This window comes from Thermococcus thioreducens (assembly GCF_002214545.1).
Taxonomy (GTDB): domain Archaea; phylum Methanobacteriota_B; class Thermococci; order Thermococcales; family Thermococcaceae; genus Thermococcus; species Thermococcus thioreducens.
This window is the reverse complement of the sequence record NZ_CP015105.1, coordinates 270,313-289,673: the sequence shown is the minus strand read 5'-3', so window position 1 is coordinate 289,673 and position 19,361 is coordinate 270,313. Positions and strand designations below refer to the sequence as shown.

The 19,361-nt window shown below is 55.2% G+C and carries 19 protein-coding genes and 1 pseudogene; 4 read left to right on the top strand and 16 right to left on the bottom strand.

The window, feature by feature from the left end; all coding sequences use genetic code 11:
* Positions 1-3: 3 nt before the first annotated feature.
* Both A3L14_RS01425 and purD read right to left on the bottom strand, forming a co-directional pair.
* Positions 4-1,146 carry a formate--phosphoribosylaminoimidazolecarboxamide ligase family protein gene (locus tag A3L14_RS01425; RefSeq protein WP_055429221.1) on the bottom strand — a complete coding sequence of 381 codons (1,143 nt, stop codon included), beginning with the start codon at positions 1,144-1,146 and terminating at the stop codon, positions 4-6.
* A gap of 10 nt (positions 1,147-1,156) precedes the next feature.
* On the bottom strand, positions 1,157-2,473 hold the full coding sequence (gene purD / locus A3L14_RS01420; RefSeq protein ID WP_055429222.1) for a phosphoribosylamine--glycine ligase: 1,317 nt from the start codon (positions 2,471-2,473) through the stop codon (positions 1,157-1,159).
* Positions 2,474-2,578: 105 nt separating this feature from the next.
* Between purD and purE the strand changes: the two genes are divergently transcribed.
* Positions 2,579-3,010 carry a 5-(carboxyamino)imidazole ribonucleotide mutase gene (gene purE, locus A3L14_RS01415; protein ID WP_055429223.1) on the top strand — a complete coding sequence of 144 codons (432 nt, stop codon included), beginning with the start codon at positions 2,579-2,581 and terminating at the stop codon, positions 3,008-3,010.
* A gap of 130 nt (positions 3,011-3,140) precedes the next feature.
* On the opposite strand, the gene purT is transcribed toward purE, so the two are convergent.
* Positions 3,141-4,427: a phosphoribosylglycinamide formyltransferase 2 gene (gene purT, locus A3L14_RS01410; RefSeq protein ID WP_055429224.1), complete on the bottom strand. Its 1,287-nt coding sequence runs from the start codon at positions 4,425-4,427 to the stop codon at positions 3,141-3,143.
* Between the two features lie 117 nt (positions 4,428-4,544).
* Here purT and purM point away from each other — a divergent pair, with 117 nt between their 5' ends.
* Both purM and A3L14_RS11785 read left to right on the top strand, forming a co-directional pair.
* Positions 4,545-5,549 (top strand): phosphoribosylformylglycinamidine cyclo-ligase, encoded by a 1,005-nt coding sequence (gene purM, locus A3L14_RS01405; protein WP_055429225.1) that lies wholly within the window; start codon positions 4,545-4,547, stop codon positions 5,547-5,549.
* Between the two features lie 31 nt (positions 5,550-5,580).
* Complete coding sequence (locus A3L14_RS11785; RefSeq protein ID WP_162840174.1) at positions 5,581-5,754, top strand: hypothetical protein; 174 nt, start codon at positions 5,581-5,583, stop codon at positions 5,752-5,754.
* On the opposite strand, the gene purC is transcribed toward A3L14_RS11785, so the two are convergent.
* Complete coding sequence (purC, locus tag A3L14_RS01400; RefSeq protein WP_074631470.1) at positions 5,721-6,422, bottom strand: phosphoribosylaminoimidazolesuccinocarboxamide synthase; 702 nt, start codon at positions 6,420-6,422, stop codon at positions 5,721-5,723. The two genes, A3L14_RS11785 and purC, sit on opposite strands and share 34 nt — an antisense overlap.
* Before the next feature lie 161 nt (positions 6,423-6,583).
* On the opposite strand from purC, the gene purF reads away from it, so the two are divergent.
* Complete coding sequence (purF, locus tag A3L14_RS01395; protein ID WP_055429227.1) at positions 6,584-7,918, top strand: amidophosphoribosyltransferase; 1,335 nt, start codon at positions 6,584-6,586, stop codon at positions 7,916-7,918.
* Here purF and A3L14_RS01390 read toward each other — a convergent pair.
* The 12 genes and pseudogenes from A3L14_RS01390 to guaB all read right to left on the bottom strand — a co-directional run bounded on the left by A3L14_RS01390 (position 7,908) and on the right by guaB (position 19,138).
* Positions 7,908-8,396, bottom strand: a complete 489-nt coding sequence (locus tag A3L14_RS01390; RefSeq protein WP_055429228.1) for a DUF3368 domain-containing protein — start codon at positions 8,394-8,396, stop codon at positions 7,908-7,910. The genes purF and A3L14_RS01390 overlap by 11 nt on opposite strands.
* Before the next feature lie 85 nt (positions 8,397-8,481).
* A pseudogene (locus tag A3L14_RS11900) lies at positions 8,482-8,616 on the bottom strand (UPF0175 family protein); the annotation flags it as partial.
* A 123-nt stretch (positions 8,617-8,739) separates the two neighbouring features.
* Complete coding sequence (locus A3L14_RS01380) at positions 8,740-9,099, bottom strand: type II toxin-antitoxin system PemK/MazF family toxin (RefSeq protein ID WP_055429229.1); 360 nt, start codon at positions 9,097-9,099, stop codon at positions 8,740-8,742.
* On the bottom strand, positions 9,074-9,262 hold the full coding sequence (locus A3L14_RS01375) for an antitoxin family protein (RefSeq protein ID WP_055429230.1): 189 nt from the start codon (positions 9,260-9,262) through the stop codon (positions 9,074-9,076). The genes A3L14_RS01380 and A3L14_RS01375 overlap by 26 nt, the downstream gene beginning before the upstream one ends.
* Positions 9,263-9,293: 31 nt before the next feature.
* Positions 9,294-11,309, bottom strand: a complete 2,016-nt coding sequence (fdhF, locus tag A3L14_RS01370; RefSeq protein WP_055429231.1) for a formate dehydrogenase subunit alpha — start codon at positions 11,307-11,309, stop codon at positions 9,294-9,296.
* A gap of 55 nt (positions 11,310-11,364) precedes the next feature.
* Entirely contained in the window at positions 11,365-11,958 is a 594-nt protein-coding gene (pdxT, locus tag A3L14_RS01365; protein ID WP_055429232.1) for a pyridoxal 5'-phosphate synthase glutaminase subunit PdxT, read from the bottom strand.
* A gap of 35 nt (positions 11,959-11,993) precedes the next feature.
* Complete coding sequence (gene pdxS / locus A3L14_RS01360) at positions 11,994-13,001, bottom strand: pyridoxal 5'-phosphate synthase lyase subunit PdxS (RefSeq protein WP_055429233.1); 1,008 nt, start codon at positions 12,999-13,001, stop codon at positions 11,994-11,996.
* A gap of 133 nt (positions 13,002-13,134) precedes the next feature.
* Complete coding sequence (gene nadC / locus A3L14_RS01355) at positions 13,135-13,968, bottom strand: carboxylating nicotinate-nucleotide diphosphorylase (RefSeq protein WP_055429234.1); 834 nt, start codon at positions 13,966-13,968, stop codon at positions 13,135-13,137.
* 58 nt (positions 13,969-14,026) lie between these two features.
* Positions 14,027-14,935: a quinolinate synthase NadA gene (gene nadA, locus A3L14_RS01350; RefSeq protein WP_055429235.1), complete on the bottom strand. Its 909-nt coding sequence runs from the start codon at positions 14,933-14,935 to the stop codon at positions 14,027-14,029.
* Positions 14,936-14,977: 42 nt separating this feature from the next.
* Positions 14,978-16,165 carry a TIGR00529 family membrane protein gene (locus tag A3L14_RS01345; protein ID WP_055429236.1) on the bottom strand — a complete coding sequence of 396 codons (1,188 nt, stop codon included), beginning with the start codon at positions 16,163-16,165 and terminating at the stop codon, positions 14,978-14,980.
* 48 nt (positions 16,166-16,213) lie between these two features.
* Positions 16,214-17,614 carry an L-aspartate oxidase gene (locus A3L14_RS01340; protein WP_074631472.1) on the bottom strand — a complete coding sequence of 467 codons (1,401 nt, stop codon included), beginning with the start codon at positions 17,612-17,614 and terminating at the stop codon, positions 16,214-16,216.
* Positions 17,615-17,677: 63 nt separating this feature from the next.
* Positions 17,678-19,138 (bottom strand): IMP dehydrogenase, encoded by a 1,461-nt coding sequence (guaB, locus tag A3L14_RS01335; protein WP_074631474.1) that lies wholly within the window; start codon positions 19,136-19,138, stop codon positions 17,678-17,680.
* Between the last annotated feature and the right edge of the window lie 223 nt (positions 19,139-19,361).

Here is a 19,361-nt window from a genome sequence, read left to right as displayed (position 1 = left end):
ACCTCACGTGACGACCTTCTCAAGCTCGTCCAGCTCTATCGCGCGCTTAATCTCAAGGGCAACTCTCCTTCCTGTGCTCATCGGCCTCCTCCAGAGGGCGTTGCCGTAGGGGTGACCCACCGCCATGTGGATGTTGGTTCCGCCGCCCGTTCTCGGCGCCACGTCGTAGATGTAGAAGTTCAGGTCTTTATCAACGGCCGTCTGGAGCGTGAAGGGCCCGATGATTCCCGGCGGATAGTACTTTTGGGTTGCCTTCACGTAGCTCTCGGCCATGTCGAAGACCTTCTCAAGGAGGGACTCCCTGAGGGTTGAAGAGGCATGGCCGGTTACGGTGTACTCGGGCTCGAACTGGTGCTCCGGAAGGGTGAGCTGCTGGTGAGCAGGCAGGCGAACATGGCCGTCCAGGCTGGTCTCGAAGCGCCAGTCTATGCCCAAAAGCTCTATCTCCCCGTCGATCGGCGAGTAGAAGAAGTCGAAGTTGAAGACCGGGCCGATGATGTAGCGCTCGATCCTCGCTTTGGAAAGGTCTTCCTCGGTGATTACACCGAGCTTGATGAGCTTCTCAGCCTTCTCGCGGAACTCCTTGTAGCTTGCAGCCGTGAAGAAGCCGCGCTCAAGCCTCTTCTTGGCATGGGGAAGCTTGACGATGACGAGACCGACCTCGTCAATCTCTTCTGGTTTAACGGGTTCAGGGTAAGGAAGCCCAGCCCTCTCAAGGAGCCAGTAGTAGCTCTTCTCCTCGCCCCTCTCCTCGCTTCTGAGTAAATTTCTGCTCCCGAAGAGCGGGACGCGGAAGTCATTCTCCACCCTGTCAATGCCGGTGTAGACCACAAAGGAGCGGTTTGGCACGAAGATGACGTTCCTCTTTACCAGCTCGTCCTGAACGTCGATGATTTGGGCAAACTTCTCAAGGACAACAACCTCGTCGATGAAGCCCTTGGTCAGACCGTCCCTCGTCTTCCTCAGCTTGAAGTACTCGGCGTAGGTCCTGTGCCTGCCCCTCTGGGCAACCACCAATACGGGAAGGCCCTCTTCCTTTGCTCCATCTCCTATGTCCAGCGCGGAGTGGCTCCCTATTACTCCAACGGTGATTTTCTCCGGATTATAGCTTTCGAGAACGCTCAAAATCTCCTCACGGCTTATCATCCGGACCACCTCAGCATGAATTCGGCTCGAAATCCTTTCCGAGCTCTTTCATCAGCCTGATCCTCTTCTCAACGCTCTCCCTCGTTCCAACGTCTCCCCGGTAGAAGAGCTCGCCCTTAACGTGGGGGACGGCTTTCTCGGCTATTCTCCCCGCCTCTTCAAGAGTATCCGCAATTCCAACGACCGCTATGGCACGCGAGCCGAGGAGAGTGAAGTTCTCGTCAATGGAGGCGTAGTAGATCCTTGCCCCGGCTTCGACTATGGCCTCCTCGTCCACCTGAACTCTAACTCCCTTAATTGGGTTCAGAGGATAGCCCTTTGGGGCCAAATATTTGACGACCGTTGCCTTTTTCTCGAATTCTGCCTTTCCAAGGCTGCCGTCCACGATTCCCTCTGCGATATCAACCAGGCTCGTCTTCAGGAGGGGGAGGACGTTCATTGCTTCCGGGTCGCCGAATCGGGCGTTGTACTCTATGAGAACTGGCCCGTCTTTGGAGAGCATGAACTGGCCGTAGAGGATTCCCCGGTAGGGCGTTCCGTTCTTCCGCATGGCTTCAACGGTCGCCTTGAGTGTTTCAAGGGCCTTCTTGTAGTCCTCACGTGTGACAAAAGGGAGCAGGTGGTTCCCGCATGAGTAAGAGCCCATGCCGCCGGTAATGGGGCCCCTATCGTCCTCGTAGGCGTGGGGGTAGTCCTGGGCGAGGGGCATTGGGATTACCCTCTTCCCGTCCGTGAAGACCTGGAAGGTGAACTCAACGCCGTCGGTTCTTTCTTCAATCAGAACCTTTCCGTCCTTTCTGATGAGCTCCTCAGCGTAAGCCTTGGCCTCCTCGTTGTCCCGCAGCTGGTAGCCAACGACCTTAACGCCCTTTCCGCCGGTCAGACCAAGGGGCTTCACAACGACGGGCCCTCCGAAGTCGTCTATCCACGAGCGCATCTCTGAGACGTCTTCAAAAACCTTGAAAAGCTTCCTACCAGGAATCTCATATTCCTCCATGAGGGAGCGGGCGAAGGCCTTGTTGGTCTCAATCCGGGCGGCATCCTTAGTCGGCCCAACCGCCGGGATGCCCTCACGCTCAAAGGAATCGACTATACCCTTCTCAAGAGGCGCCTCCGGGCCTATGAAGGCAAGTTCTATCCCCCATTTCCGAGCGAGTTCGAGGACTTTCTCAACATCCGTTTCATCAGCCAGTCCGTAGCCCCTTGCAAGCCTGGCCAGTCCGGGGTTCCTGTGCTTTGAGATGACGTACAGCTCGGCACCGCTCCTCACGAGCGCCTCACCGATGGCGTTCTCCCTACCGCCGCCTCCAACGAGCAGAACCTTCATGAGCTTCACCATATATTTGTCAAAAACTTAAGTTTTTAAGCTTTGTTTTTACATTAAAATGGCAAAATTTATAAAGGTCAAGAGGAACTCAATCCGGTGAAGTCCATGAAGGTGCTCGTGGTGATGGGAAGCAAGAGCGATTCCCATATAGCTGAGAAGGTTACGAAGGTTCTCGAGGAGTTTGGCGTTGAGTACGACGTTGAGGTCGCCTCGGCCCACAGGAACCCGAAGAAGGTTGAGGAGCTGGCGAAGAAGGACTACGACGTTTTCATAGCCATCGCCGGACTGAGCGCAGCCTTACCGGGAGTTATAGCGGCCCACACCGTCAAGCCCGTCATCGGAGTTCCCGTTTCGGCCAAGCTCAACGGTCTCGACGCCCTCCTGAGCATAGCCCAGCTCCCCCCTGGTGTCCCCGTGGCAACGGTTGGTATAGACAACGGCAAAAACGCCGCACTGCTTGCAGTGGAGATCCTCGCGGTAAAGGACGAGAAGCTGAGGGAGAAGCTTGAAGAGTACAGGGAAAGGATGCGGGCATAGGCCCGCATCAGGACAATCTCTTATTCAATCCTCACTTTATTTTAGAAACACCTGATTCAAGGCCACATTTTGGAACATTTTAGTCCTTTTAAATCTTTCCTTTTTCCGTCGAACTGTAACAAGGTGTTAATCAAATGAGGTGTTTTCTCCTCTCGTAGTCCTGGGAGTGCCACCCCGAACCCCGGGTTCTAAGCTCAACCGTGTGTGCCACCAGCTCGGCACGCCTCCTTGCCTCCCCCACATCCTTATCCCACGCGAGCACAACCCCGAGCCTTCTGCCCGGATACGCCTCAGGCTTTCCAAAGAGCCTCACAGTTGCGTTCGGAACGCTTAAAGCCCTAGCCAGCCCGCGGAAACGTGGGGAGTAGCCGGAGCCGTTGGCCTTGATGACGTGGGTGGCGGCGGGCGTTAGGATTGGGAACAGGCGGTAGTCTTCAACCCACTCGCCGGGAATGGGAAGTCCCAAAACCGCTCTGAGGTGAAGCCCGAACTCGGAGAAGCCCGTTGGATGGGAGGCTAAAGTCACCATGCCCGTGTCGTGGGGCCTCGGCGAGACCTCGTTGGCATAAACCTTATCTCCCTTCACGAACATCTCGACGCCAAAGAGGCCGAGGCCGCCAAGTACGTCGGTAATGCGCTTGGCTATCCTGTAAACCTCGCGTTCGGCCTTTTCACTTATCTCCGCCGGCTGCCAGCTGGAATGATAGTCCCCGTCAATCTGGTAGTGGCCGACCGGCTTCGGGAAGGTCGTGACGATTTCACCGTTCTCGTCGTAGTGTCTGACGGCAAGCTCGGTTATCTCAATGTCAAACTCAATGTGCTCTTCAACGATTATCTTGTCGGCGCTGCCGCGGGCCTTCTTCTTGGCCTCCTCCCAGGCCTTTGGAACATCCTCCGGTCCCTTAACGAAGTAAGAACCCTTACCTGAGGAGCTCATTATGGCCTTGGTGTGGCAGGGGTAGCCTATTCTCTCACAGGCCTCGTAGAGCTCGTCGAGAGTGGTGGCGTAGGCGTAGCGTGAAGTGGGAACTTTGGCTTCCTTCGCGAGGGTCTCCCTCGTCCTCTCGCGGTGCATGGCTATCCACGTTGCCCTTGCATTGGGAACGACGAAATACTCCTTCTCCAGCTCGAAGAGGGCGTCGAGGTTTATGGCCTCTATCTCAGGGATTATCGCGTCGGGCTTTTCCCTCTCTACGACCGAGAAGAGGAAGTCAGCCTTACGCATGTCTCCAACGTAGGAGCGGTGGGCGACCTGCATGGCCGGAGCGTTGGCGTAGCGGTCAACGGCGATGACTTCAACGCCGAGCCTCTGGGCCTCGATGGCTATCTCCTTTCCCAGTTCACCGCTTCCGAGGAGGAGTATCTTCTGGGCAGAATCCGTCATAGCGGTTCCGAGCTCGTCCCGGGGCTTGATCATTATCATCACCCCAAATTTTGACGTTAAAATGTTAAAAATTCATGATATTTAAGCCTTTTTAAGCATGAATATGGCAAAGCTTTTAAGCCCCCTGTGGAACTCTCACCGGTGGTGCTCATGCTGACCTACGCCCAGGCAGGAGTCGATGACGAAAAAACCACGAAGGCCCTCAGGGGAATCATAAGCCTCGCGAAGGAGACGTTCAGGTTCAGAAAAGGAAAGCTCGGCGAACCGGCCGAGAACCTGGGCCACTACGCGGCGCTTATGGACTTCGGAGAATTTTACCTCGCAATGACGACTGATGGCGTCGGCACAAAGGTTCTTGTAGCGGAAGCCGTCGGCAAGTTCGACACGATAGGAATAGACATGGTAGCGATGAACGTCAATGATTTGCTCTGCGTTGGGGCCGAGCCTATAGCTCTCGTTGACTATCTCGTCGTGAGGGAGCCTGACGACAAGGTCTTTGCCGGGATAGCCAAGGGCCTCTACGAGGGGGCGAGGCAGGCAGGGACAGCGATAGTGGGTGGCGAAACCGCTGTGATGCCCGACCTGATAAACGGCCTCGATTTGGCCGGAACCGCCATCGGGATAGTGAGGAAGGAAGAGGTAATAACCGGCGAGGAGATAAAGCCAGGGGATGCCGTCATCGGGATCGCCAGCTCGGGGATACACTCCAACGGTCTGACACTGGCGAGAAAGCTCCTCATCCCAAAGTACGGCCTCGACTACGAATACGAGGGAAGAAAGCTCTGGGAGTGGCTTCTGGAGCCGACCAGGATTTATGTGGGGGCAGTCTTGGAGCTCATCGAGAGCGTTGAGGTTCACGGATTGGCACACATAACGGGCGGTGGCCTGACCAACCTGAAGCGCCTCACCAGCCACGGTTTTTCCCTTGAGATGCCACCCATCGAAGGAATATTTAAGCTCATCCACGAAAACGGCGTCCCCCTGGAGGAGATGTTCAGGGTGTTCAACATGGGCGTTGGCATGATAGCTGTAGTGCCGGCGGAGGAGAGGGAGAACGCACTTGATGTCCTCAACAGGCACTTTGAGGCCTTTGAGCTTGGAACCGTCACAGAAAGACCGGGGATAGTAGTGATGAACTACGGGGTAAAGCTTTAAGCCCCTCCTGAAACTTTTCTTCGGTGGTCGCATGGAGATCACGGTAAAGAGGAAGGCGTTCCTTGAAAACCTGCCGGAGCTGGTTGAAAAGGCCGTAAGCGAATACGGAACCCGGCTGAGGAAAATAGTGATAGAGGAAGATGAGAAGGGCTGCTACACGGTTCTCATAACCTATGAGAGCGAACTGCCAGTGAGACGCTCGTAGAGTTCCTCGTAAGCTTTAACGAGGTCGCCTTTATCAAACCTGAAGACGTCCTTGTCGAGGCTCTTCTTTGTCTCAGCGTCCCAGAAGCGGCAGGTGTCCGGGCTTATCTCGTCGCCGAGGATTATCTCACCCCTCCCGTTCTTTCCGAACTCCAGCTTGAAGTCCACCAAGATTACCCCGCGCTCGGCGAAGTACTCTCTGAGGATCTCGTTCACCTTGAGGGCTATGCGCTCCATCTCCCTTATCTCATCCTGGCTTATCCCGAGAACCTTTGCGTGGTGGTGGTTTATCATAGGATCGCCGAGGCCGTCGTCCTTGTAGTAGAGCTCGACTATCGGCTCTTTTAATTCGGTTCCCTCCTCAAGGGGAAGGCGCTTCTTCAGGCTCCCCGCTACAACGTTTCTAACCACTACCTCAAGGGGATACATCTTGAGCCTCTCAACGATGAGCCTGTTGTCGCCTGCAACGCCTATGAAGTGCGTCTTAACGCCCCTCTCCTCAAGGACTTTAAAGAGAACCGCGCTTATCTGGGCGTTGAGCCAGCCCTTGCCCCTAAACTGACCCTTCTTCCTACCATCGAAGGCTGTTGCATCGTCTTTGAACTCCATAATCGCATTTCCATCGTCGAGAGGGATAACCTTCTTGGCCTTACCTTCGTAAACCTGCATGGGCTTCACCATTTTTATGTAAAATTTCTCCATATTTAAGGCTTATTTAAGCATATAAATGTTAATCAATGGGCAAAGCTTTTAAACACAAGAAGGCCAAAATATTGTGATAGAACCCATATTTATTAACATATTCACGTCAAAAACTGGCGGGGTTCCTCATGAGGGAGAAGTGCGGCGTCTTTGCGGCCGTTGCTGAGAACGCCCCCAAGAAAGCCTACTACGCACTCATAGCCCTGCAGCACAGGGGACAGGAGAGCGCGGGAATAAGCGTCTGGAAGCACAGGATAAAAACGATAGCTGGTAGGGGGCTCGTTTCGGAGGTCTTCAGGAACGGCGAGGTGGCGAAGCTGAAATCAGGAATGGCAATAGCCCACGTCCGGTATTCCACCTCCGGCTCCCTCACGGAAACCCAGCCGCTGGAGACAGGCTGTTGCGGGAAGAGCATCGCGATAGCCCACAACGGGACCCTCACGAATTTCCTCCCCCTCAGGCGGTACTACGAACGGCTGGGAGTTAAGTTCAGGCACTCGGTGGACTCTGAGCTGCTGGGCATCTCTTTTCTCTGGCATCTAAAAGAGACGGGAGATGAATTTGAGGCCATGAAGGCCGTCTTTGAGGAGGTTAAAGGGGCCTACTCGGTCGCATTCCTGTTCGACGGGAAGATACTCGTGGCCAGGGATCCGGTCGGCTTCAGGCCATTAAGCTACGGGAGTAGAAACGGCCACTATTTCGCCTCGGAGGATTCCGCACTGAGGCTCTTCGTTGACGACGTGAGGAACGTGAAGCCCGGGGAGGTCTTCCTCCTCTCGGAGGATGAAATCGAAAGCAGGGTCGTGGCAACGGGAGAGCACCGCGGCTGCGTCTTTGAGTACATATACTTCGCCCGCCCGGACAGCACGATAGACGGTGTAAACGTCTATACTGCGAGGGTCAGGATGGGAGAAGAACTGGCAAGGGAAAGCCCCGCCAATGGAGACGTCGTCATAGCCGTGCCGGACTCTGGAAGGGCTTCCGCCTTGGGTTTCTCCAGGGTCAGCGGGATTCCCTACTCGGAAGGTTTGATAAAGAACCGCTACATAGGAAGGACATTCATAATCCCAGGCCAGTTCTACCGCGAGCTGAAGGTTAAGCTCAAGCTCTCGCCGGTGAGGGAGGTAATAGAGGGCAAGAGCGTCGTTCTTGTTGATGACTCAATCGTCAGGGGAACGACCATGAAGCGCATCGTGGTAATGCTTAGAAGGGCCGGCGCGAGGGAGGTGCACGTGAGAATAGCATCTCCACCGATAAGGTACCCGTGCTACATGGGGGTGGACATTCCTACCAGGCACGAGCTCATAGCGGCCTTTGGGAGCGTCGGGAAGGTGGAGAAGGCAATAGGCGCCGACAGCCTGGCTTACCTCAGCGTAGATGGGCTGAAAAAGGCCGTCGGGAGGAGGGACCTCTGCATGGCGTGCCTTACCGGAGAGTATCCGGAGTGGGCGTTCAGGTTTTAGAATACATCTCCTTCAGGGATTTCACAACTCCATCGCTGAAGTACACCCCTTTACGCCTTAGCTCTCTGATCAGCGAATCGAGATCCTCGTTCAAAATCCCTCGTTTCTTGGCCATAAAGAGAACGGCGAGGCTTCCAGAAACTTTAAGGCCGAGGGACTTCGCTATTATCCCCGGAATCTTCTCATCGAGGAGCAAAAGGGGCGCGTTTAGCTCCCTTGCAAGCACTATGGCTTCAGCCTCTCCCTTCTCAATTTCTCTCTCAAGGATTTCAACTCCGAGAACGTCCCTGACTTCAACAACCTCAATCCACTCAGCGTTTCTGACCTCTTCCGAACCAGGTTTTCTCTTGCCGCGTTCTACAACCTCTACCCATACTGCCCTCGGAATCACCACCGTCCCAAACAGCTCGTGTAAGACGTGAAGCTTCCCTATCTTCGCGAGGGCTATAAGCGGACCGGAATCGGCGACAACAATCATAGCAATCCCTCAAGGGTCTTGATGTCCTCTGAAGGTCGTCTTCATCGTAATTCAGGGAAACACCTCTGGATGCGAGGAGCTCCATCATCTCCCATCTGTCCACCCCAGCTATCTCGGCGGCTTTTCCAAGGCTAACGATACCCTCGCGATACAGCTCTATAGCCAGGTATACCCGAACCGCCCGTGAAAGCTCCCTTTCATCAAGACGAAGGATTCTCATAAGATCAGAGGGAACCTTAACAAGGACTTCTCCCATAGTGACCACCAAGAGGAATAGAGCTGAATTTCCTAAAAAACATAACGTTGTCCTCACCTACGAGTGTCCGAAGTGGGTGTTCAGGCTTTAATCAATGCCAAAAGTCCTTTTGAGGATATTTTTAACTTCCTGGAGCTTTTTGGGCGTTAACTTGGCTATTCTTTTGATTACAAGGGATTTCTCCACGGTAAAAACGGAGGAACAGTCGATAAAGCTTCTCTTTTTCAACTTCCCCTGTAGAAGGTCACTTTGAACCAGCTCAACCTGAAAATCCTTGAAATGGGGTTTGCTCGTGATCTTCAGCACCACAAGGTCATTACTTATGGAGTTCAGCTCGTCGGAACTCACCACTAAAACCGGCCGGAGTTTGCTTCCCAGGTAGTCCGTGAAAGGAAGTTCCAGAAGAACTATATCGCCCTGGTTAAATTTCAAAGAGCTCCTCGGCATCCTCTCCCTCCCTGAGGAGCTTTAGATATCCAATCTCCTTGAGGGCGTCTTTCTCTTCAATCTTCTCTATCCTTATCAGGAGCTTCGCGCCCTGGGGGATGTTGAGCTTTTCGAGGGGAATTATGATGTCTCCCCGGTATACGGCAACTATCACTTTGGACATAGTTAAAGATTGGAGAAGAAACTTTTAAACGTTAGCCTCTTTCGAGCTTCCTCACCCTGCACGCAGAGAACTTGAGCTCCGGCGTTCCGGCTTTGTTCAGGGCAGGGCTCGTTATTTTGTTCGCCTTGAAGTGGAAGGGAACCGCAACCACTCCGGAGGGAATACCGCCGAGCTTCGCGCGCATTCGTATCTTCCCGCGCCTCGTCTCAATCTCGACCCAGTCGCCATCGCTGATCCCGAGCCTCTCAGCGTCGCGTTCGTTGATTAACGCCCTCGGTTCCCCCATCAGCCTGACGAGAGATGGGCTCCTGAGGGTCATTTCACCGGTGTTGTAGTGGCTTATCAGCCTGATTGTCGTAAGTATGAAGGGGTACTCGTAGTCCGGCCTCTCCCAGGGCTGCACCTGCTCCACAGCGATGAACCTGGCCTTTCCGTCTGGCGTTGAGAACTCCCAGGTGTGGAGCCTCTTCTTCGGAAGGAATATCCCCTCCGAGTTCTTCAGTTCCTCAACGCTCCTTTCCTCCAGCGAGGGGAAGAGGCGGAAGTATTCCCCCGTTATCTCTTCAACGCTCGAATAGTTGAACCCGGGCAAACCGAGGGCCCTGCCGAGCATGGTAAGTATCTCCCAGTCGGGCTTGGAGTCACCCATCGGCTCGCAGATCTTATGGCTCCACTGAATCCTTCTTTCGCTGTTCATGTAGCTTCCGGACTTTTCGCAGAAGGCACTCGCAGGAAGAACGTAGTGGGCGTAGCGGGCAGTCCTGCTCATGAAAACGTCCTGAACAACGAGGAGGTCGAGCTTCCTGAGGGCATCTCTCACCCTGAGGAAGTCCGCCTCACTGACGGCAGGGTTTTCCCCGACTATGTAGAGCGCTTTAATATCGTTGCTCTCTATCGCATCCCAGAGCTCCGTGAGGTAGAGCCCGCGCTCCGTCGGGAGGTCTTCCACGCCCCATATCTTTGCCACACGCTTTCTAAAGCGCTCGTCGGTCAGCGGGACGTAGCCCGGCAGAAACTCGCTCAGCGCACCCATGTACGCCGCTCCCTGGACGTTGTTCTGACCGCGCATGGGGTATAGGCCACCTTTTTCCCCGATATAGCCCAGGAGGAGTGCTATGTCTATAACGGCCATGACGTTCTCAACGCCTGAAACATGCTGTGTCAAACCCATACCCCACATTATCGCGCCGCTTCCGGCCAAGGCAAAGGTTCTCGAAACTTCTCTGATAGTTTCAGCCGGAATTCCCGTTACCTTCTCCGCGTACTCCGGAGTGTACTTCATCACCGCCATCCTCACCTCGGAGAAGCCGGCGGTTCTGGTCTTTATGAACTCCTCATCGTAGAGCTCCTCCCGGATTATGACGTTCATCATGGCGTTCGCGAGGGCTATGTCGGTCCCCGGACGGATGATTAGCTTATAGTCCGCGAAGGCCATCGTTCTGGTTTCCCTGACGTCAACAACTATTATTTTGGCCCCATTCCTCTTGGCCTTCAGGATGTAGTCCATAACAACGGGGTGTGTCTCAGCGGGATTGTAGCCCCAGATGAGTATTGCCCCGAACCCCTCAAGGTCTTCGTAGGGGTTGGTCTGCGCCCCCGCGCCGACGGTCATCTTGAGGGCGTGGACGCTCGCCTCGTGGCAGAGGCGGGCACAGTTGTCTATGTTGTTGGTGCCGAAGAGCCTCGCTATCTTCTGGAGGAGGTAGTTTTCCTCGTTGCTCACCTTGGACGATGCCATGAACGCTACAGCGTCAGCACCGTACAGCTCGCGGATTTCGAGGAGCTTGCCCGCTATCTCCTCGATGGCCTGCCCCCAGCTTATTGGCCTCATTCTAGAGCCTTCACGCTTCAGGGGGCGCCTGAGCCTGTCCCCGGAAAGAACGAACTCTGTTGCGTGGAGACCCTTGGGGCAGAGCTTGCCCCTGTTGGGCTCGCCACCGTAAGGCTTTACTTTCATTGTTCTGGTGTCAACGAGAAGCCTGCAGCCAAACCCGCAGTAGGGACAGACGACAGTCCTAAGTTCGTCCACAACACCACCAATAAACATTTGAATGGCAAAGATAAAAAGCTTTCTGGAAGAAATTGATGAAGAAATGTTCAGATTATATCGCCTTCTCCAGGAGGTACTCGTGAACCCTTGTGTCATCAGTCAGCTCCGGGTGGAACTCCAGCCCGATTACGTTGCCGGCCTCGACTCCAACGACCCTGTCGCCGAGCCATGCTATCGGCTTCACCTTGTCGTTGAGGAGTTCTACTATCCTCGGGGCGCGGATAAAGACGCCGGGGAAGGGCTCGTCGCTGAAGGCCAGCTTTATCGGTGCCTCGAAGCTGTCCACCTGCCTGCCGTAGGCGTTTCTATTAACGCGAACGTCGAGCAACTTGAGGAACCTCTGCTCTGGCGTTGCACCGGTTACCTCCTTCGAGAGCATTATTAGACCGGCACAGGTGCCCATTATGGGCAGACCTTTCTCGCCGAGCTCTTTGATGGGTTCAAAAAGGCCGTTCTTCACCATGAGCCTCGATATCGTCGTGCTCTCGCCGCCGGGGATTATGATTGCGGAAATTCCCTCCAGCTGCCCCGGCTTCCTGAGCCAGATGACCTCTCCGGAAACCCCGAGGTTCTCCAAAGCCCTCCTGCTCGCCTCGATGTGCTCGCTGACGTCGCCCTGAAGGCCTATAACGCCTACCTTAACCATTCCCACCACCTCATTGAAAAGGGAAGGAAAAGAGATCAAACGCCCCTCTCCTCAAGGCGAACCTCCAGCTCTTCAATGTCCCTGCCTCGCATCGGCTCGCCGATTTCCCTGCTTATCTCGACCAGGACATCGGGTTCATCCCAGTGGTTGACGGCCTCAACTATGGCCCTCGCCATCTTCTCGGGCCGGGAGCTCTTGAAGATTCCCGACCCAACGAAGACGCCGTCCATACCCATCCCCATCATCAGGGCGGCATCAGCAGGTGTGGCAACTCCTCCGGCGGCGAAGTTGACGACCGGAAGGCGGCCGAGCTTCTTTATCTCCAGGAGAATCCTGTAGAGCCCCTCAACTATCTCGCCGTAGGTGTAGTGGCCGTAAACCGGCTCGTTTTCGAGTATCTGCTTGGGAATCCCACTGATGTCCCTTATGCTGGCGGCCAGCCTCAGGTAGGGCTCGGCGAACTTTTCAGCTACTCCGTAGACCTGCTCATCGGTCATCCTCTGGAGGAGTCTTATGTTGTCTGCGACGAGGCGGACATGTCTTACTGCCTCGACGATGTTGCCGGTTCCGGCCTCACCTTTCGTCCTTATCATGGCCGAGCCTTCCCATATCCTCCTCACGGCCTCGCCGAGGTTCCTGGCGCCGCAGACGAAGGGAACGGCAAATTCTCTCTTGTCTATGTGGAAATACGGATCGGCGGGAGTCAGAACCTCGCTTTCGTCTATCATGTCAACGCCCAAAGCTTCCAGAATTTTTGCCTCCGCGACGTGGCCGATCCTGACCTTAGCCATAACCGGAATCGTAACCGCGTCCATTATCTCCTGGATCTTCTTAACGGGGGCCATCCTGGCAACGCCGCCGGTCTTTCTTATGTCCGCGGGAACCATGTGGAGCGCCATGACAGAAACCGCGCCGGCTTCCTCGGCTATTCTGGCCTGCTCAGCGTTTGTGACGTCCATTATCACTCCGCCCTTGACCATCTTGGCGAAGCCCCTCTTGAGCCTCTCGGTACCCTTAGCCTCTATAACGTGGAGCTTTCCCATGGACACCACCATTTCAAGTTTTGGCTTGCAATATTATTCAAGAAAAAACTTGAATATAAACCTTGCCGCGGAAAAGCCGCACCGGCCCCCAAGAAACTTCAGGAAAAATAAGGCAGAGCAGAAAAGCCCTCGTTCAGGCCTTTCCAATTATCTCAAGGCTGACGTCGAAGTTCCTGACCGAGTGCGTGAGGTAGCCGAGGCTTATGACGTCGATGTCGAGTTTCGCATACTCCCCGATGTTCTCCGGGGTTATCCCACCGGAGACCTCGATCTTCACCCCATCGCGGAGGCCCTCGCGCTTTAGAGCCTCTATCGTCTCTGCTATCTCTCCGGGCGTCATGTTATCGAGCATAACCACGTCCGCGCCCGCCCTTGCCGCTTTAATGGCATCCTCAAGGCTCTCGACCTCGACCTCGACAACCTTGTAGACGCTGAACTCTTTGGCGCGCCTTATTGCCTCTTCGAGCGGGACCAGAGCGAGGTGGTTGTCCTTTATGAGTATTGCGTCGCTCAGCGAGAAGCGGTGCGGCTCTCCTCCACCGATGAGTATGGCCCTTTTGTCTATCGGCTTGAGGAGGGTTTTCCTAGTCCCTGCAACGCGAACCTTGGGATTTACGGCCTTAACCTTATCAACCAGCCTTCTGACCTCTGTCGCAATCCCGCTCATCCTGCCCATGACATTCAAAGCCGTCCTCTCGACGAGGAGTATCGCGCGCGCATCACCGGTCAGCTTGAGTATGATGTCCCCCTTCTTCACTTCTTCGCCGTCCCTCTTCCGGACCTCAACTCCAACCCCGAAGTGCTCAAAGAGGGCTTTGGCCTCCTCGACTCCCGCTATGACCCCGTTCTGCTTCGCAATGATTACCGCTTTTGCCTTCGTTCCTTCAGGTATAACCGCCTCGCTCGTGACGTCGCCGAAGGGGGCGTCCTCCTCAATGAAGCGGAGAAGGTAATGAAGAGGAATCATAAAGTTTCCCTCCACACTCAACAAAAACCTCGGAATCTTTCCCTCTCAACTTAACACCTCAGCTCATCTCAAGCATTTTCTCGATGGCTCTCCTGGCCTTTCGGGCTATCTCCTCCGGCACTTCAACCTCGTACTTTATGTCCCTGAGTGCCTCGTATATGTGGTTGAGCGTTATGGCTTTCATGCCGATGCAGACCGCATCTTCCTTAGCCGGGTAGAACTTAATATCTGGATAGAGCTTCTGAAGGCGGTAGACCATCTCATGCTCCGTGAAGACGACCCACTCGTTCCACTCTTTAGCCCTTCGTATCATCCCGCCGGTGGAGACTATGATGTCCGCCTTTTCTTGAACCTCCGGCTCGCACTCGGGGTGAACCATCAGCTTGGCGTTGGGGTAGAGCTTCCTCGCGCGCTCCACATCTCGAACGGTGAACTGTCTGTGGACGTAGCAGTGCCCGTACTCCGGCACGGGAATGACCTTCTTGCCTGTCTTTTTGGCCACATAGTTTGCCAGGTTCTTGTCCGGCCCGAAGATGATGACATCGGAATCGAGCTTTTCAACTATCTTGACCGCGTTGGCTGAGGTAACCGTGACGTCGGCGTAGGCCTTAGTCTCGGCGGTGGTGTTCACGTAGAGAACCACCGGCGCGTCCGGGTACTGCTCCTTGGCCTTGAGGATGTGCTCCACCTTGAGCATGTTGGCCATCGCACAGGTGGCCCTTTTACTCGGGAGCAGGACGGTCTTTTCGGGGTTGAGGATTTTTGCCGTTTCTGCCATGAAGTCCACTCCCGCGAAGACTATGACGTCGGCATCCACCTTTACGGCCTTCCTCGCGAGTTCAAGGCTGTCGCCGAGAAAGTCCGCTATCTCCTGGATTTCAGGCAGCTGGTAGTTGTGGGCCATGATTATAGCGTTGCGCTCCTCCTTCAGACGTTCAATCTCCCGCACGAGCTCCTCCATCTTCATGGTCTCACCTATGGAACCCTATGTTCCAGGGTATAAAAGCTTTCAGAGAAAGAGGGCAATATAGGCAACGCCCCCGGCGAAGAGGAGCAGCGCCGGAGAAAGGAGCCGCAGGTAGGTCCTCCGGAGCTCGGCCCCGTAGTATTCGGCGGAGAACACAAAGCAGAGGTGCACGGGACTGAAGAGCATCCCCATGTAGCCGCTCAGGTAAGCGAGGGCTATGTGGTCAAAGCCCGTGAAGAAGGGCAGGAGCAGGGGAAAGGTCATCCCCACGTAGGCGAAGCTTATGCCCGTCATAAGGCCGACGATGAAGGGCGTCACCATGAGGACGAGAACCACCGGCAGGTTCATCGATATCATTGCTTTTGGGAGCGTCTCAACGGCTCCAGTAGTTTGGAGCACGTATTTGAAATACATCACCGCAACGAGGAGAAAGACTATCCTGAGCTGGAGAGCATGAGCAATGACCCCTTTCAGGCTCACCCTCTTCAGGTTAGGAATGAGAGCCGAGAGGAAGCCAAGAAAAGCACCGTAGACCATGTCGATGCCCAGAACGATTGAAACGAGTATGATAACCAGTATAGGGTACGTGCTCTTCAGGAGAAGTATGAGGCCGGTTTTGACGTTTCCTTTTCCGGAACCGGCATCGGGAAGCGGGCGGATAAGGAGGACGTAACCGATGAGTGCCATAAGAACCGTCAGGGGAAACATCTTGGTGCTCATCTCCCGTATCGAGATTCCAACGAGAGCCGAGGCGATGACTATGGCCTGATACATCGGCCACGAGTGCTCCCATATGTGCCTGAACCAGTAGTTGACGAGGGTTTTGTCTTCAGCTTTCATCTCGAACTTCCCGGCGACCGGCTCTATCATGGGGGCCGAGACCAGTGCGCCAGCTGGCATCGGCATAAGTCCGATGAGGGCGGGAAGCATGGCCAAAGAGTACTTGGCCTTGGGAAAGAGGTTGCTCGCGGCAGTTTCCATGTCCTTCAGGTAGCCTATCTGGGAGAAGACTGAGGTCATGCCCATGATAAAGGCTATTATGAGCACCAGCCTTATCGTCTCCCACGAGGTGGCGGAGCGGTAAAGGGTCACAGCGGCATCCTCAGGACTCATTCCAAACAGGAAGGCCAGCACTATGGAGCCGACAAATATTGAGACACCGATGTTGATTTTAAGCCAGATGAGGGCTATTACTACCGCGAAGGAGGCGATGAGATAGAGCAGTTCCACTCGTTTCACCGAGCATGATAAGGATTCGATGAGAATTTAAAGCTTTGGTTAGAGCCTGCACATCCCGTCGAAGAAGCTCGGCCTCTCGAAGGCCTTCCTCACAGCTGGAAAGTCCTCGCGGTAGTGGGCGCCCCTGCTTTCTTCCCTCGCGAGGGCACACTCAAGGACTCCCCTGGCGAGCAGCTTTAACCTATGGTCCGCCTCAACCGAATCAAGCCTCTTTAAGCCCTCCCTCAGGGATGAACCACTCCTCACTATGCCCGCATGCTTCCAGAGTATCTCCCTGAGGGAATCGACGTCCCCCTGTGAATCGAAGTGATATTGAATCTCCCGAACTTCGCCGAGCTTTGGCCTGTCCCTCGCTATCGTCCTCGCGACTTCGAGGCCAGAAACGATGCACTCAAGGAGCGAGTTGCTGGCCAGCCTGTTCGCCCCGTGGAAGCCGTTGCTCATCGCTTCGCCCACAGCATAGAGGCCCTTGATGGCCGTCCTGTACCAGAGGTCAACGGCCATCCCGCCTATCGTGTAGTGCGCTATTGGCGAGACGGGAATTAAGTCCCTCGACGGGTCGATGCCGTCCTTCCTCAGGAAGGCGTATATCTGGGGGAAGCTTTTCTTGAAGTCCTCTATCGAGGTGGCGTCGAGGTAGACCTCCTTTCCAGCGAGCATCTGCCTGTATATCGCCCTCGCAACGATGTCCCTGGTGGAGAGCTCGTTGACGAAGCGCTTCCCGTCTTCCGTCACCAGCTTAGCCCCTGCCCCGCGGACGGCCTCGCTGACGAGGAAAACGCCGCTTTTCCCGATGTAGCCGGTTGGGTGGAACTGGATGAACTCCAAATCGCGAGCGGGGGCGCCTTTCATTACGGCATCGCCGATGAGAAGGCCGATAGTTAGCGGAGAACCCGCGGTGTACTTGAAGAGCCCCGCAAAGCCCCCCGTTGCTATTACAGTCGCGTCGAACTTCATGAGCTCCCCTTCGAGAAAGACGCCGTAGGCCTTCCTCTCCCTCACGGCGAGCTCTTCAGCGAAGCCCTCAACGAAGTGCACTCCTGCCTCTTTAGCAGCCATGTGGAGAACCTTCATCATGTGCTTTCCGGTCTCGTTCTTAATCGTGAAGACCCTGGGAAAGGAGTGACCGCCCTCGGTCTCATTGGTCTCGAACTCGATGCCGATTGAAGTCAAAAAGTCGTAGGCCTCGCTGGCTTTGCTCAGGACGTTCCAGACAACCTCTTCATCGTTGAGGTATTTACCTGCCCTAACCGTGTCGATGAAGTGGGCCTTGATGGAGTCGCCCTCCAAGATGGGCAGGGCTATCCCCGCCTGGGCGAGGTATGAGTTAGTGTTTTTGAACCCCTTCCCGATGACAGTGACATCAAAGCCGCGCCTCGCGAGGGCTATTGCAGCGGTCAACCCCGCGGCACCGCTCCCGATGATTCCAACGCTGGCCATAACTCTCCCCAGGCTGGACTGGGAGAAACGCCTTATAAGGTTTTCAAAAAGATGAAGAAGGAATCACTTCCCAACCGGATAGTTGGGAGCCTCGTTGGTGATGAAGATGTCGTGCGGATGGCTCTCCTTGACGCCGGCCTGGGTTATGACCACGAACTCGCCCTTCTCCTTGAGCTCCGGGATGTTCCCCGCTCCCACGTACCCCATTCCCGAGCGAAGGCCCCCCACGAGCTGGTAGAGGACGTCGCTCACGCTCCCCTTGTAGGGGACAACACCCTCAACTCCCTCCGGCACGAACTTTCTGGTCTTCATGTGCCCCTTCTGGTAGTAGCGCTCCGCTCCGCCTTTCATCATCGCCCCAAGGGAGCCCATGCCACGGTACTGTTTATAGCGCCTTCCGTTTATGACGACCTCCTTACCAGGTGCCTCCTTCGTTCCGGCCAGGAGGGAGCCAAGCATGACAGCGTCAGCTCCAGCGGCGATGGCCTTGACTATGTCGCCGGAGTAGCGGATTCCGCCGTCGGCTATGACGTGGAGCCCGTATTCCTGGGCCCTGTCCGCCACGAGGGCTATTGCCGTAACCTGCGGGACGCCGACGCCGGCAACTACCCTAGTGGTGCATATGCTCCCGGGGCCTATTCCTACCTTGACCGCGTCAGCAAAGGTGAGGTCGTCAACCGCTCTGGGGTTGGCGATGTTTCCGACTATCAGATCGGCATCGACGGCTTTCCTTATCTCCTTCATAGCTTTTATCGCCTTGAGGTTGTGGGCGTGGGCAGTATCTATGACTATGACGTCCACTCCGGCCAGGTCAAGGGCCTTGGCGCGCTCGATGTCGAAGGGCCCCACCGCCGCGGCAACCAGGAGGTCACCGTTTTCATCTTTTACCGCGTTCCTGTACTTCTTCCTCATCATTAGGTCGCTCATCGTGATTATTCCCACGAGGCGGCCTTTCTCATCGACGACCGGGAGACGGGCTATTCTGTTGGCAACCATCGTATCAAGGGCTTCCTCAACCGAAACGTCCTCGCCGACGGTTATGACTTCTCCCGTCATGACCTCCCTCACAAAGCTGCCCTCTTTGGCCGCTATGTCCTTCTTGGTAACGATGCCGACTATTCTGCCGTCCTCACCAACGACCGGAAGACCGTCGATGTCGTTTCTCTCCATGAGGAAGAGCGCGTAATCAAGCGTTTCATCGGGGCCTATGGTGATAACGTCCTCGACGATGAAGCGCTCGGCGCGCTTGACCTTTCTGACCATCTCGGCCTGCTCCCCAACGCTCATGTTCCTGTGGATGACCCCCAGGCCGCCCTCCCTTGCCATCGCTACGGCCATCTCCCATTCGGTAACGGTGTCCATCGCCGCGCTGAGGATCGGTATCTTGAGCTTCACGTTGGGGGTTATCCGGGTCGAGACGTCAACGTCCTTGGGCTCGACTTCCGTTGGTTGAGGTATCAGAAGAACGTCGTCGAAGGTGTATCCCTTAAGGGCATTAACAAGTTTGTGTTCAAATTTTCCCATTTTTCTCGCGCCTCCGCGTCCTTTTTAACATGAACATGGCATGGGTTTTTAAGGGTTTCCCACTCCTCCAACCGAACCTTTATCGGCCTTCGGGATAAAACTCCGAACTTCCAACTGTATTCATCCGGGTTTTACAAACGTAAAGCTTTTAAAGTTGGGGCGCCTCTCACCAGCGGTGATGTCCATGAACCTTGCAAAGGCACTCGCCCACCTGGCTCCCATA

Bases quoted from the DNA above. Each gene is read 5' to 3' on its own strand.
- purE (WP_055429223.1), top strand. From the start codon at position 2,579: ATGAAGGTGCTCGTGGTGATGGGAAGCAAGAGCGATTCCCATATAGCT.
- A3L14_RS11785 (WP_162840174.1), top strand. From the start codon at position 5,581: ATGGAGATCACGGTAAAGAGGAAGGCGTTCCTTGAAAACCTGCCGGAG.
- A3L14_RS01380 (WP_055429229.1), bottom strand. From the start codon at position 9,099: ATGCCGAGGAGCTCTTTGAAATTTAACCAGGGCGATATAGTTCTTCTG.
- nadA (WP_055429235.1), bottom strand. From the start codon at position 14,935: ATGAAGATGGAGGAGCTCGTGCGGGAGATTGAACGTCTGAAGGAGGAG.
- A3L14_RS01390 (WP_055429228.1), bottom strand. From the start codon at position 8,396: ATGATTGTTGTCGCCGATTCCGGTCCGCTTATAGCCCTCGCGAAGATA.
- purD (WP_055429222.1), bottom strand. From the start codon at position 2,473: ATGAAGGTTCTGCTCGTTGGAGGCGGCGGTAGGGAGAACGCCATCGGT.
- pdxS (WP_055429233.1), bottom strand. From the start codon at position 13,001: ATGGGAAAGCTCCACGTTATAGAGGCTAAGGGTACCGAGAGGCTCAAG.
- fdhF (WP_055429231.1), bottom strand. From the start codon at position 11,309: ATGTTTATTGGTGGTGTTGTGGACGAACTTAGGACTGTCGTCTGTCCC.
- purT (WP_055429224.1), bottom strand. From the start codon at position 4,427: ATGATCAAGCCCCGGGACGAGCTCGGAACCGCTATGACGGATTCTGCC.
- purF (WP_055429227.1), top strand. From the start codon at position 6,584: ATGAGGGAGAAGTGCGGCGTCTTTGCGGCCGTTGCTGAGAACGCCCCC.
- purM (WP_055429225.1), top strand. From the start codon at position 4,545: ATGCTGACCTACGCCCAGGCAGGAGTCGATGACGAAAAAACCACGAAG.
- nadC (WP_055429234.1), bottom strand. From the start codon at position 13,968: ATGATTCCTCTTCATTACCTTCTCCGCTTCATTGAGGAGGACGCCCCC.
- A3L14_RS01425 (WP_055429221.1), bottom strand. From the start codon at position 1,146: ATGATAAGCCGTGAGGAGATTTTGAGCGTTCTCGAAAGCTATAATCCG.
- A3L14_RS01340 (WP_074631472.1), bottom strand. From the start codon at position 17,614: ATGGCCAGCGTTGGAATCATCGGGAGCGGTGCCGCGGGGTTGACCGCT.
- A3L14_RS01375 (WP_055429230.1), bottom strand. From the start codon at position 9,262: ATGTCCAAAGTGATAGTTGCCGTATACCGGGGAGACATCATAATTCCC.
- pdxT (WP_055429232.1), bottom strand. From the start codon at position 11,958: ATGGTTAAGGTAGGCGTTATAGGCCTTCAGGGCGACGTCAGCGAGCAC.
- purC (WP_074631470.1), bottom strand. From the start codon at position 6,422: ATGCAGGTTTACGAAGGTAAGGCCAAGAAGGTTATCCCTCTCGACGAT.
- guaB (WP_074631474.1), bottom strand. From the start codon at position 19,138: ATGGGAAAATTTGAACACAAACTTGTTAATGCCCTTAAGGGATACACC.